Origin of the sequence: Clostridium sp. CMCC3677 (assembly GCF_023845585.1) — a bacterium.
In the GTDB taxonomy this organism is placed as follows: Bacteria; Bacillota; Clostridia; order Clostridiales; family Clostridiaceae; genus Clostridium; species Clostridium aquiflavi.
In genome coordinates this window covers 26,184-38,931 of the sequence record NZ_JAMQHS010000009.1, presented here as the reverse complement: position 1 = coordinate 38,931, position 12,748 = coordinate 26,184, and the positions used below count along the sequence as shown (strand labels likewise).

Below are 12,748 nucleotides of genomic sequence, written 5' to 3'. Positions count from 1 at the left end.
ACACTAAATTATATAAATGTAATTAACTTTAATTAAAGCTAATCATTTACTTAATAATTAATATATCACTATAACATTCATTATAGCTTATACTTAAATACAAGTTTTACATAAATATACATTTTGATAAAAACTCATGAAGACAAACTAAATTTGCCTTCATGATGTATTATTCACAAATATGTTTGTGTGGCTTTTAACAGCCACACAAACTGTATTTTATCATTTTAATATACGCATGTCAATAAAATTAATTATTCAACTATTTCTATCTCATTTTCTTCTATTTTTTCATTTTTTGTGTTTAAATTTAACCCTCTGTATCTCATCATACCTGTTCCAGCTGGTATCAATTTACCTATGATTACATTTTCCTTTAATCCTATTAATGGATCAACTTTTCCTTTTATAGCTGCTTCTGTAAGAACTCTAGTAGTTTCTTGGAATGAAGCTGCTGATAAGAAACTATCTGTAGCTAATGCTGCTTTAGTAATACCTAGTAAAGATTGTTCGCCTTTAGCCTCTTCTCCACCAAATTCTCTAACTTTAGCATTTGCTTCTTGGAAATCAAAAATATCTATCATTGTTCCAGGTAATAACTCAGTATCACCAGATTCAAGAACTTTTACTTTTCTAGTCATTTGTTTTACAACTACTTCAAGGTGCTTATCATTAATATCAACCCCTTGTAGTCTATATACTTTTTGAACTTCTGAAAGTAAATATCTTCTAGCTCCATCTACACCTTTAATGTTCATAATATCATGAGGATTTACTGATCCTTCTGTTATCTCATCTCCAGCTTCAATATAATCTCCATCAGATACTTTTAATCTTGATCCAAATGGGATATCATAGCTACGTTCTTCTCCATCTGCATCCATAACAAATACAGCTCTCTTTTTCTTAGTTTCTTCAATTCTTACATTACCATTTATTTCACTTACTATAGCAAGCCCCTTTGGTTTTCTAGCTTCAAATAATTCTTCAACTCTAGGTAAACCTTGAGTAATATCTGATCCTGCAACTCCACCTGTATGGAATGTTCTCATTGTAAGCTGTGTTCCTGGTTCTCCAATTGATTGAGCTGCTATTATACCAACAGCTTCTCCTATATCAATCTTCTTAGCTGTAGCCATATTCATTCCATAACACTTGGCACACACACCAACTTTACAATCACACGTGAATGCAGATCTTATCTTAACTTTTTTGATTCCAGCATAAACAACTTTATCAGCTATTACTGGATTCATATATTCATTTTTAGCTACTATTACGTCTCCACTATTAGGATCAACTATATCTTCTGCAGTATATCTACCAATTAATCTTTCTTTTAATTCTTCGATTACTTCAGAACCTTCTTTTATTTCAGATACGTATATTCCGTCATCTGTTCCACAGTCTTCTTCCCTTACAATTACATCTTGACAAACATCAACAAGTCTTCTTGTTAAATAACCTGAATCGGCTGTTTTTAACGCTGTATCAGCATTACCTTTTCTAGCTCCATGAGTAGATATAAAGTATTCTAATACATCAAGACCTTCTCTAAATGATGCTCTGATTGGTAATTCAAGGATTTTTCCTGATGGACTTGCCATAAGTCCTCTCATACCAGCTAATTGCTTGATTTGAGATTTAGATCCTCTGGCTCCTGAATCTGCCATCATGTAGATTGGATTAAATTTATCCAAACTATCCATTAATGCATCGGCAACTTCTTCTGTTGTCTTAGTCCATTTTTCTATAACTCTTTCATATCTTTCATCTTCAGATATAAATCCTCTTTTATACATCTTTTCGATTTTATCTATTGTTTCATCTGCTTCATGTAGTAAATCGTATTTAACTTGAGGTACTATCATATCTGATGCTGCAACTGTTACGGCACCAATTGATGAATAATGATATCCTAATGCTTTAATATTATCAAGCATTATTGATGTTTTCGTAGGACCATGTAGCATATAACTTTGATCTATTACTTTTCCTAATGATTTCTTAGTTACTAGGAAATCTATTTCTAAATCAAATTTTTCTTTTTCATTTTCTCTATTAACAAATCCTAAATCTTGAGGAATTGATTCATTAAATATAAGTTTTCCTACTGTAGTTTTTATTATTCCTGATTTTACTACTCCATCTATTTCTTTGTATACTCTAACATTGATTTGTGCATGAATATCTATATATTTAGATTCATAAGCCATAACAGCCTCATCTTTATTAGAGAAAGTCATGCCTTCTCCCTTAGCGCCAGTTCTATCCATGGTTAAGTAGTAAGAACCAAGAACCATATCTTGTGTTGGTACACAAACTGGTTTACCATCAGATGGTTTTAAAATATTTCCTGCTGCTAACATTAAGAATCTTGCTTCTGCTTGAGCTTCTACTGATAGCGGTACATGGACAGCCATTTGGTCTCCATCAAAGTCAGCATTATACGCTGTACATGCTAATGGATGTAATTTAATTGCTCTTCCTTCTACTAATACAGGTTGGAACGCTTGAATTCCTAATCTATGTAGTGTAGGAGCACGATTAAGTAATACTGGATGATCAGTAATAACTTCTTCTAACACATCCCATACTTGTGGTAAAACTCTTTCTACCATCCTCTTAGCACTCTTTATATTATGTGCAATTCCATCTTGAACTAATTTCTTCATAACAAATGGTTTAAATAACTCTAAAGCCATTTCTTTTGGAAGTCCACATTGATACATTTTTAATTCTGGTCCAACAACGATAACTGATCTACCAGAATAGTCAACTCTCTTACCAAGTAAGTTTTGTCTAAATCTACCTTGTTTACCCTTTAACATATCTGAAAGAGATTTTAAAGGTCTATTTCCTGGACCCGTTACCGGTCTACCTCTTCTACCATTATCAATAAGAGCATCTACTGCTTCTTGAAGCATTCTTTTTTCATTTCTTACAATGATATCTGGTGCTCCTAAATCTAATAATTTCTTTAATCTATTGTTTCTGTTAATAACTCTTCTATATAAATCATTTAAATCAGATGTTGCAAATCTTCCTCCATCTAATTGAACCATAGGTCTTAAATCTGGTGGAATTACAGGAATTACATTTATAATCATCCATTTAGGATCATTTCCTGACTTAGCAAAAGATTCTACAACTTCTAATCTTCTTATAATTCTTACTCTTTTTTGACCTGTGCTTTGCTTTAAGTCTTCTTTAAGTTCTTTAGCACCAGCTACTAAGTCTATTTCTCCAAGTAATTCTTGAATTGCTTCAGCACCCATTCCGGCAACAAAGCTATCATCACCATATTTATCTATTGCTTCTCTATATTCTTTTTCATTAAGCAATTGTTTCTTTAATAATGGTGTTTCTTTTGGATCTATTACTATATAAGATGCAAAATATAAAACTTTTTCTAAAGCTCTTGGTGACATATCCATTAATAATCCCATTCTTGATGGAATTCCCTTAAAGTACCAAATGTGAGAAACTGGAGCAGCCAGTTCTATGTGCCCCATTCTTTCTCTTCTTACTTTAGCCTTTGTAACTTCAACTCCACATCTGTCACAAACTATACCTTTATATCTTACTCTCTTATATTTTCCACAATGACATTCCCAGTCTTTCATAGGTCCAAATATTCTTTCACAGAAAAGACCATCTTTTTCTGGCTTTAATGTTCTGTAATTAATAGTTTCAGGTTTTTTTACTTCTCCTCTTGACCACTCTCTTATTTGTTCTGGAGATGCTAAACCAATTTGTATGGCATCAAAATTATTTAACTCAAACAAGGGTAAATCCTCCCTTCAAAATTAATGTTCATCATTAAAATCATCTAATTCTAGATCAGTTTCAAGTGTTTCTATTTCAAAATTTTCATCATATTCAATTTCATCAAGATCTTCTCTATATCCGTCTTCAACTTCTTCAGTGTTGCTCTCTACTACTGGAGTGCTTTCTTCTGAACCTTCTATATTAACTTCTAAATCCGCCATTTCTTCATCAGCATATTCTTTTAAACTAACTTCTTGATGATTTTCATTTAAAACTTTAACATCTAAGCATAATGCTTGAAGTTCTTTTATAAGTACTTTAAATGATTCTGGCACTCCTGGTTCAGGTATATTTTCACCCTTAACAATAGCTTCATATGTTTTTACTCTACCTACAACATCATCTGATTTAACAGTTAATATTTCTTGTAATGTATGAGCTGCTCCATAGGCTTCAAGAGCCCAAACTTCCATTTCTCCAAATCTTTGACCACCGAATTGAGCTTTACCCCCTAGTGGTTGTTGTGTAACTAAAGAATATGGACCTGTTGATCTAGCATGAATCTTATCATCAACTAGATGGGCAAGTTTTAAGATATACATTATACCTACTGTTACTAAGTTATCAAATGGTTCTCCTGTTCTACCATCATATAGTACAGTTTTTCCATTTGCATTATACCCTGCTTTTTCCAAACATTCTTCAATTTCACTTTCAGTAGCTCCATCAAATACAGGTGTTGCTATATGCCAACCTAATTTGCTAGCAGCCCAACCTAAATGCACTTCAAGTACTTGACCGATGTTCATACGTGAAGGTACGCCTAGTGGATTTAAGCATATTTGTAATGGTCTACCGTCTGGTAAGAATGGCATATCTTCTTCAGGTAATATTCTTGAAATAACCCCTTTATTACCATGACGTCCAGCCATCTTATCCCCTACTGATATTTTTCTCTTTTGAACTATATAGCATCTTACAAGTTCATTTACTCCTGGATTTAATTCATCTCCATTTTCTCTTGTAAATACTTTGATATCAACGATTATTCCAGCTTCTCCATGAGGAACTCTTAAAGAAGTATCTCTAACTTCTCTTGCTTTTTCTCCAAATATTGCTCTTAATAATCTTTCTTCTGCTGTAAGTTCAGTTTCTCCCTTAGGTGTAACTTTACCAACTAAGATATCTCCTGATCTTACTTCAGCACCGATTCTGATGATACCTCTATCATCTATATCTTTAAGTGCATCTTCGCTTACATTAGGTATATCTCTAGTTATTTCTTCTGGTCCTAGTTTAGTGTCTCTTGCTTCACATTCATATTCTTCAATATGCATAGATGTGAATACATCTTCTCTTACTAGTTCTTCTGAAATAAGCATAGCATCTTCGTAATTATAACCTTCCCAAGTTATAAATCCCATTCTTATGTTCTTACCTAATGCTATTTCTCCTAAATCAGTTGAAGGACCATCTGCAAGAACTTGGTTCTTAAATACTATTTCACCTTTAGTTACTATAGGTCTTTGATTTATACAACTACTTTGGTTACTTCTCTTAAACTTAAGTAATCTATAGTTATCAGTTCCTCCATCTGAATCTCTCTTCACTCTAATTTCATTAGCAGATACGAATGTAACAATACCAGCATTTTTAGCCTTTGGAAGAACTCCAGAATCTACCGCTGCTTTAAATTCTATTCCAGTACCAACAATTGGTGCTTGAGGTTTTAATAATGGAACCGCTTGACGTTGCATGTTAGATCCCATAAGTGCTCTTGATGCATCATCATTTTCAAGGAAAGGTATCATAGCTGTTGCCACTGATACAATTTGTCTTGCAGATACATCCATTAAGTCAACATCTGTTGCTGGAACTACTAATACATCTTCTAAGTATCTAACAGTTACTTTTTTGTCTACAAAATAACCATTTTCATCTAATGGCTCTTTTGCTTGAGCAATTAAGCATTGATCTTCTTCATCAGCTGTAAAATATCTTATTTCATCAGTTGCTCTAGCATTTTCTTTATCTATAATTCTATATGGTGTTTCTATAAATCCATATTCATTAACTCTAGCAAAAGTAGCTAATGAGTTTATAAGCCCTATATTTGGACCTTCTGGTGTTTCTATTGGACACATTCTACCATAATGAGAATGATGAACGTCTCTAACTTCGAAACCAGCTCTTTCTCTTGAAAGACCTCCTGGTCCTAAAGCTGATAATCTTCTCTTATGTGTTAATTCTGATAATGGATTTGTTTGATCCATGAATTGAGATAATTGTGAACTACCAAAGAATTCTTTAATAGCCGCTGCTACTGGTCTTATATTAATTAACATTTGAGGAGTTATTGATTCTTGGTCCTGAATAGTCATTCTTTCTTTAACTACTCTTTCCATTCTAGATAAACCAATTCTAAATTGATTTTGTAATAATTCTCCTACTGATCTTAATCTTCTATTTCCCAAATGATCTATATCGTCAACATAACCTATTCCATAAGGCAATCCTAGTTCATAACTAATAGTTGCAAATATATCATCTTTTATGATATGTTTTGGAATAAGTCTACTTAAATTTTTCTTAATTTCTTCTTTTATAGTTGCTTCATCAGAATAATTATCTAATATTTCTCTTAAAGTTGGATAATGTACCAATTCCTTTATTTGTAAATCACTTACGTCAAAAGGTACTTGTTTCGTTATATCTACAAAATTATTGCTAATAACTCTAACAAGTTTATCATCAACTAATATGTCTACTGATTTTATTCCTGCATTTTGAATGTCTTCTGATAATAATCTACTGATTTTTTGGCCTTTTTCAACCATAATTTCTCCAGTAGATGGATTAATTACATCCATTGCTGCTATTTGATTAGCAATTCTTAAATTTAATGCAAGCTTTTTATTGAACTTATATCTTCCAACTCTAGATAAATCATATCTTTTAGCATCAAAAAATAATGAGTCTATTAATGATATTGCACTATCTACCGTTGGTGGCTCACCTGGTCTTAATCTTTTATATATTTCAAGTAATCCTTCTTCTCTAGTCTTAGTATTATCTTTTTCAATACTTGCTCTGAATCTTTCATCTTCACCAAAGAAGTCTAATAATTCTTGATCGCTTCCAAATCCCATAGCTCTTGCTAAAATTGTTATTGGAAGTTTCCTTGTTTTATCAATTCTTACATAAATAATATCATTAGAGTCTGTTTCATACTCTAACCAAGCACCTCTGTTTGGAATTACTGTAGCTGAATATAATTTCTTACCAGTTTTATCAATTGAATAATTGTAATATACCCCTGGTGATCTAACTAATTGGCTTACAATAACTCTTTCTGCACCATTAATTATAAAAGTACCTTGTTCAGTCATTAATGGGAAGTCTCCCATAAACACTTCTTGTTCTTTAATTTCACCAGTTTCATTGTTTTGTAATCTTACTGAAACTTTTAACGGTGCTGCATAAGTTGCATCTCTTTCTTTACACTCTTCAACAGAATACTTAATATTATCCATATCAAGCTTATAATCTACAAATTCTAGCACTAAATTTCCTGTAAAATTTGTAATAGGATTGATATCACCAAAAACTTCGTGCAGTCCTTCTCTTAAAAACCACTGATATGAATCTAATTGCACTTCAATTAGATTTGGCATTTCTGTAACGTCTTTGACTTTACCAAAACTCATTCTCGTTCTTTTTCCAACTTGGACAGGATGTACCATCAACTTTCACCCCTTGTATAAAGTAAAATAACCAAAAAACATACTTCCTCTAAGGACTTATGCTTTCGGATAGCGTCTTCTTTCAGTATAACCATTTTTGGTCAGATTATACTTATTTTTCCCACATATATACACTTACCCACTATCATGGTTAAGTACATTATATGATACTATCATATAAAAATTTCCTTGTCAATATATTAATGACGTAATTTTTTTAGGAAAAATTTAGATATATTAACACTTCAATAGCTATAAAGCTATATAAAATATTTACTATATAAATCAACATTTTATATAGCTTTATAAAATGAGTTTAAAAAAGGTGCTATATAAGCACCTTTTTTATATATAAGAAATTAAATTATTTAACTTCTACTTCTGCTCCAACTTCAGCTAATTTAGCTTTCATGTCTTCTGCTTCTTCTTTAGATACAGCTTCTTTTAATGTCTTAGGAGCTCCATCAACTATTTCTTTAGCTTCTTTTAATCCTAATCCAGTGATTTCTCTAACTGCTTTTATAACTTTGATTTTGTTTGCACCAGCGCTAGCTAGTATTACATCAAATTCAGTTTTTTCTTCTCCAGCACCACCTGCTACAGCTCCTGCTACAGCAACTGGAGCAGCTGCGCTTACTCCAAATTCTTCTTCGCAAGCTTTTACTAATTCATTTAATTCTAAAACGCTCATTTCTTTTATAGCTTGAATGATATCTTCTCTTGTCATTTTAAATAGCACCTCCGAAATTTTTTCATAAAATTTATAATTGTTTTTTATTCAGCATTATTCAGCTGATTCTGATTCCTTACTATCTTTAATTGCACTTAATAAGTATGCAAAGTTTGATAGTGGAGACTTGATACTTCCAAGAAGTTTTGCAATAAGAACTTCTTTTGAAGGAATTGTAGCAAGTTGTTTGATTTTATCTGCATCGTAGATTTCTCCTTCTACAATACCAGCTTTTAATTCTAACTTCTTATGATCTTTTGCAAAATCATTTAGGACTCTAGCTCCTACAGTAACATCTTCATATCCAAATGCAATAGCTACTGGTCCTTCTAAGTATTCAACAGCACCGTCTAAACCTAATTCTTTAGCTGCTATACTTACTAAAGTATTTTTATATACTTTGTATTCTACGCCAGCTTCTCTTAAATTTTTTCTAAGAGCTGTATCTTCTTCAACTGTTAAGCCTTGATACTTAGCGAACACAACTGCTTTTGCTTTTTCTAACTTTTCTTTAATTTCAGCAACTTTTGCTTCTTTAAGTTGTCTGTTCTTGTTCATGCTATGATCCACCTCCTCACAGTTTTAAACTGCTTAATTCTATTAAAAAAGATCTTCCCATAGACAGAGAAGATCTATAATAAACTTACTTATTATATACCTCGGTAGGTAGTTTAAACTTTATGCTCTCGCACCTACTGTCTATGGAAAATATATTTTTAACTTTCACAACGAATTAAAATATATCACATTTAATTCATTATGTCAATATTAATCTAAAGCTTTTGTTGGATTAATTTTTGCTCCTGGTCCCATTGTGCTAGAAACAGTAATTGATTTTAAGTATTGTCCCTTAGCAGCTGCTGGCTTAGCTTTAACTAAAGCTTCCATTAATGTTGTAAAGTTTTCTTTTAACTTTTCAGTTCCAAAAGATTTCTTTCCAATTGGGCAATGAACTATAGAAGTTTTATCAACTCTATATTCTACTTTACCAGCTTTAATTTCAGCAATTGCTTTAGCAACGTCAAATGTTACTGTACCTGATTTTGGATTAGGCATTAATCCCTTAGGTCCTAATACTCTACCAATTCTACCAACTACACCCATCATATCTGGAGTTGCAACAACTACATCATAATCAAACCAGTTTTCTGATTGGATCTTTTGAACTAAATCTTCAGCTCCAACGAAATCTGCTCCAGCTTCTTGAGCTTCAGTAGCCTTATCTCCCTTAGCAAAAACAAGAACTCTAACTGTTTTACCAGTTCCATTAGGTAATACAACTGCTCCTCTAACTTGTTGATCTGCATGTCTTGGATCTACTCCAAGTCTTACATGTAGTTCAATTGTTTCATCAAAGTTTGCTTTTGCAGTTTTTACAGTTAAATCTAATGCTTCAGTTGAGTTGTATAAAGCACTTTTATCTATTAACTTTGAACTTTCAATATATTTCTTTCCCATTATAAGCCTCCTCTGTGGTATTAGCGGTTTTTACCTCCCACTTATTTTTACGAATTACTCTTGAATTGTTACGCCCATACTTCTTGCTGTACCTTCGATCATTTTCATAGCTGTTTCGATGCTAGCAGCATTTAAGTCTGGCATTTTAGTTTCAGCAATCTTTTTAACTTGTTCTTTAGTTAAACTTCCTACTTTTGTTCTGTTAGGTACTCCTGATCCACTTTCTAATCCTAATTCTTTCTTGATTAGAACAGCAGCTGGAGGAGTCTTTAATATGAAACTAAAAGATCTATCTTGGTAAACAGTTATAACTACTGGTATTATTAACCCAGCTTGATTTGCTGTTTTTGCGTTAAACTCCTTACAGAATCCCATTATGTTTACACCATGTTGACCTAAAGCTGGACCAACAGGTGGTGCTGGTGTTGCCTTACCTGCTTGAAGTTGAAGTTTAATCATTCCAGTTACTTTTTTAGCCATTTTCGTTATTCCTCCTACACTGTGGTATATACGGACTTTTTTGTCCTCCCACTTATTTAAAATTAGCTTATATTTAAATTAAACTAATTTTTCAACTTGATTAAAGTCTAGTTCAGCAAGTGTTTCCCTGCCAAACATATCTACTAAAGCCTTTATCTTTTTCTTTTCTAAAACTATCTCTTGTATTTTTGCTACTGAATCCATTAAAGGTCCTGAGATAATTCTTATACTTTCCCCTACTTCCAAGTCAATCTCAACAGGCATTTCTAAAACTCCCATTGTTTCCACTTCTTCGTCAGAAAGAGGAACAGGCTTTGATCCTGGTCCTACAAATCCTGTGACTCCTCTTGTGTTTCTTACAACATACCAAGATTCATCAGTCATCAGCATTTTTATCAATACATAACCAGGAAATTTCTTTTTTAATGAGACTTTTTGTTTGCCATCTTTTTCTTCAATCACTTCTTCCATAGGCACTTGCATGTCATAAATTAGTGATTCAAGACTTCTGTTTTCAATTGCTTTTTCTAGGTTTGCTTTAACCTTATTTTCGTATCCTGAGTATGTATGCACTACATACCATCTTGCTATATCACTCATACTTGTATAGGTGAATAAAAGATCACCCAAACCTCCCTTTACTTAAAATTAAAAATCATTTCAAAGAGGTTCTTGAAAATAAAATCTAATCCACCAACTAATATTATATATATTATGGCGAATACACCTACTGCAACAAATGCTTTTTTTGTCTCATCCTTTGAAGGCCAAGTTATTATTTTAAGTTCGGCCTTAACCTCTCTAAAAAAACTAAGTAAGCCGCCATTTTTAGGAGCATCTTTAGTTTTTGCAATATCTTTTACTGACATAACTTCACTTCCTTAAACGTAATTAAGTATATGTCACACTTTATTACTTCTATTTTGTTTCTCTATGAAGTGTGTGCTTTTTGCAAAATCTGCAATATTTGTTCATTTCTAATCTATCTGGGTTGTTCTTTTTGTTTTTCATAGAATCGTAATTTCTTTGTTTACACTCTGTGCATGCTAAAGTTATTTTAGTTCTCATAACTGCACCTCCAATTTTTATATATAATAGTTCAAAAGATTCAATCTCTTATTTAAGCGTTACTTTTTACACAATATCATACAATATGTAAAATGTCAACTTCCTTTGAAAGGACCAGGTTCAGCACCCAGTCCATTTTATTCCTTTTTAATATATTATTAAAATTAAGCGTTAATCTTAGTAACAACTCCTGAACCTACAGTTCTTCCGCCTTCTCTGATCGCAAATCTTAATCCTTCATCCATAGCTACTGGATTGATTAATTCAACGTTCATGTCAATATGATCTCCAGGCATTACCATTTCCATTCCGTCTGGTAATTTTATTGATCCTGTAACGTCTGTTGTTCTGAAGTAGAATTGTGGTCTATATCCATCAAAGAATGGAGTATGTCTTCCACCTTCTTCTTTTTTAAGTACGTATACTTGACCTACGAACTTAGTGTGTGGGTGTACTGAATTAGGTAATGCTAAAACTTGACCTCTTTCGATATCAGTTCTTTGAACACCTCTTAATAATGCTCCGATATTATCTCCTGCTTGCGCTTCGTCTAATAACTTTCTGAACATTTCGATTCCAGTTACAACAACTTTCTTCTTTTCTTCACTTAATCCTACGATTTCAACTTCGTCTCCTACGTGAAGTACTCCAGTTTCAACTCTACCAGTTGCAACTGTTCCTCTACCAGTGATTGTGAATACATCTTCTACTGGCATGATGAATGGTTTATCTGTTGCTCTTTCTGGTGTTGGAATGTAGCTATCTACTGCTTCCATTAATTCTAAGATTGGAGCAATTGCTGCTTCATCTGTTGGGTTTTCTAATGCTTTTAATGCAGATCCTTTTATTACTGGAATATCATCTCCTGGGAAGTTGTATTCGCTTAATAATTCTCTAACTTCCATTTCAACTAATTCTAATAATTCTTCGTCATCTACCATATCTGCTTTGTTTAAGAATACTACAATGTAGTCAACTCCAACTCTCGATGCTAGTAGGATATGTTCTCTTGTTTGTGGCATTGGACCATCTGCTGCTGAACAAACTAAGATAGCTCCATCCATTTGTGCTGCTCCTGTGATCATGTTCTTAACATAGTCAGCATGTCCTGGACAGTCAACGTGAGCATAATGTCTGTTTTCTGTTTCATACTCAACGTGTGAAGTATTGATTGTGATTCCTCTTTCTTTTTCTTCTGGAGCTTTATCTATTTCTGCATAGTTAAAAGCTTCTGCAAATCCTCTGTTTGCTAATACAGTTGTGATTGCAGCTGTTAATGTTGTCTTACCGTGGTCTACGTGACCGATTGTTCCAATATTTACGTGTGGTTTACTTCTCTCAAATTTTTCTTTTGACATTCTAAATTCCTCCTCTTATCCTTTAATAAACTTTGCCTAGTGTTTTTTATTTTATAATTGGAGCTCACGATCGGGATTGAACCGACGACCTCCGCCTTACCAAGGCGACGCTCTACCTACTGAGCTACGTGAGCACTCAT

10 protein-coding genes, 1 tRNA gene and 1 other annotated feature are annotated in these 12,748 nt (G+C 32.9%); all 11 genes read right to left on the bottom strand.

Features of this window, described 5'->3' with window-relative positions; all coding sequences use genetic code 11:
• Positions 1–254 precede the first annotated feature (254 nt).
• The gene (rpoC, locus tag NG901_RS12135) at positions 255–3,788 is read right to left on the bottom strand and encodes a DNA-directed RNA polymerase subunit beta' (protein ID WP_252214991.1); all 3,534 of its coding nucleotides are present in this window, start codon (positions 3,786–3,788) and stop codon (positions 255–257) included.
• 21 nt (positions 3,789–3,809) lie between these two features.
• The gene (rpoB, locus tag NG901_RS12130; RefSeq protein WP_252214988.1) at positions 3,810–7,514 is read right to left on the bottom strand and encodes a DNA-directed RNA polymerase subunit beta; all 3,705 of its coding nucleotides are present in this window, start codon (positions 7,512–7,514) and stop codon (positions 3,810–3,812) included.
• A gap of 364 nt (positions 7,515–7,878) precedes the next feature.
• Positions 7,879–8,241, bottom strand: a complete 363-nt coding sequence (rplL, locus tag NG901_RS12125; RefSeq protein ID WP_252214985.1) for a 50S ribosomal protein L7/L12 — start codon at positions 8,239–8,241, stop codon at positions 7,879–7,881.
• A 57-nt stretch (positions 8,242–8,298) separates the two neighbouring features.
• Positions 8,299–8,802 (bottom strand): 50S ribosomal protein L10, encoded by a 504-nt coding sequence (rplJ, locus tag NG901_RS12120; RefSeq protein WP_252214982.1) that lies wholly within the window; start codon positions 8,800–8,802, stop codon positions 8,299–8,301.
• A gap of 35 nt (positions 8,803–8,837) precedes the next feature.
• Positions 8,838–8,967 (bottom strand) — a sequence feature (ribosomal protein L10 leader region).
• A 45-nt stretch (positions 8,968–9,012) separates the two neighbouring features.
• The gene (rplA, locus tag NG901_RS12115; RefSeq protein WP_012423549.1) at positions 9,013–9,702 is read right to left on the bottom strand and encodes a 50S ribosomal protein L1; all 690 of its coding nucleotides are present in this window, start codon (positions 9,700–9,702) and stop codon (positions 9,013–9,015) included.
• A 54-nt stretch (positions 9,703–9,756) separates the two neighbouring features.
• Positions 9,757–10,182, bottom strand: a complete 426-nt coding sequence (gene rplK, locus NG901_RS12110; RefSeq protein WP_003371022.1) for a 50S ribosomal protein L11 — start codon at positions 10,180–10,182, stop codon at positions 9,757–9,759.
• Positions 10,183–10,260: 78 nt separating this feature from the next.
• Positions 10,261–10,782, bottom strand: coding sequence for a transcription termination/antitermination protein NusG (nusG, locus tag NG901_RS12105; RefSeq protein ID WP_252215344.1), 522 nt, complete (start codon positions 10,780–10,782; stop codon positions 10,261–10,263).
• Between the two features lie 38 nt (positions 10,783–10,820).
• Complete coding sequence (secE, locus tag NG901_RS12100) at positions 10,821–11,051, bottom strand: preprotein translocase subunit SecE (RefSeq protein ID WP_252214979.1); 231 nt, start codon at positions 11,049–11,051, stop codon at positions 10,821–10,823.
• A 49-nt stretch (positions 11,052–11,100) separates the two neighbouring features.
• Positions 11,101–11,250, bottom strand: a complete 150-nt coding sequence (rpmG, locus tag NG901_RS12095; protein WP_012449883.1) for a 50S ribosomal protein L33 — start codon at positions 11,248–11,250, stop codon at positions 11,101–11,103.
• Between the two features lie 164 nt (positions 11,251–11,414).
• Positions 11,415–12,608, bottom strand: coding sequence for an elongation factor Tu (gene tuf, locus NG901_RS12090; protein ID WP_252214976.1), 1,194 nt, complete (start codon positions 12,606–12,608; stop codon positions 11,415–11,417).
• A gap of 58 nt (positions 12,609–12,666) precedes the next feature.
• A tRNA-Thr gene (locus NG901_RS12085) sits at positions 12,667–12,742 on the bottom strand.
• Between the last annotated feature and the right edge of the window lie 6 nt (positions 12,743–12,748).

What these genes read in the sequence shown, in the direction of transcription:
- rpoB (WP_252214988.1), bottom strand. Translation starts at nt 7,514, where the DNA reads ATGGTACATCCTGTCCAAGTTGGAAAAAGAACGAGAATGAGTTTTGGT.
- rplL (WP_252214985.1), bottom strand. Translation starts at nt 8,241, where the DNA reads ATGACAAGAGAAGATATCATTCAAGCTATAAAAGAAATGAGCGTTTTA.
- rplJ (WP_252214982.1), bottom strand. Translation starts at nt 8,802, where the DNA reads ATGAACAAGAACAGACAACTTAAAGAAGCAAAAGTTGCTGAAATTAAA.
- rplA (WP_012423549.1), bottom strand. Translation starts at nt 9,702, where the DNA reads ATGGGAAAGAAATATATTGAAAGTTCAAAGTTAATAGATAAAAGTGCT.
- rplK (WP_003371022.1), bottom strand. Translation starts at nt 10,182, where the DNA reads ATGGCTAAAAAAGTAACTGGAATGATTAAACTTCAACTTCAAGCAGGT.
- nusG (WP_252215344.1), bottom strand. Translation starts at nt 10,782, where the DNA reads ATGAGTGATATAGCAAGATGGTATGTAGTGCATACATACTCAGGATAC.
- secE (WP_252214979.1), bottom strand. Translation starts at nt 11,051, where the DNA reads ATGTCAGTAAAAGATATTGCAAAAACTAAAGATGCTCCTAAAAATGGC.
- rpmG (WP_012449883.1), bottom strand. Translation starts at nt 11,250, where the DNA reads ATGAGAACTAAAATAACTTTAGCATGCACAGAGTGTAAACAAAGAAAT.
- tuf (WP_252214976.1), bottom strand. Translation starts at nt 12,608, where the DNA reads ATGTCAAAAGAAAAATTTGAGAGAAGTAAACCACACGTAAATATTGGA.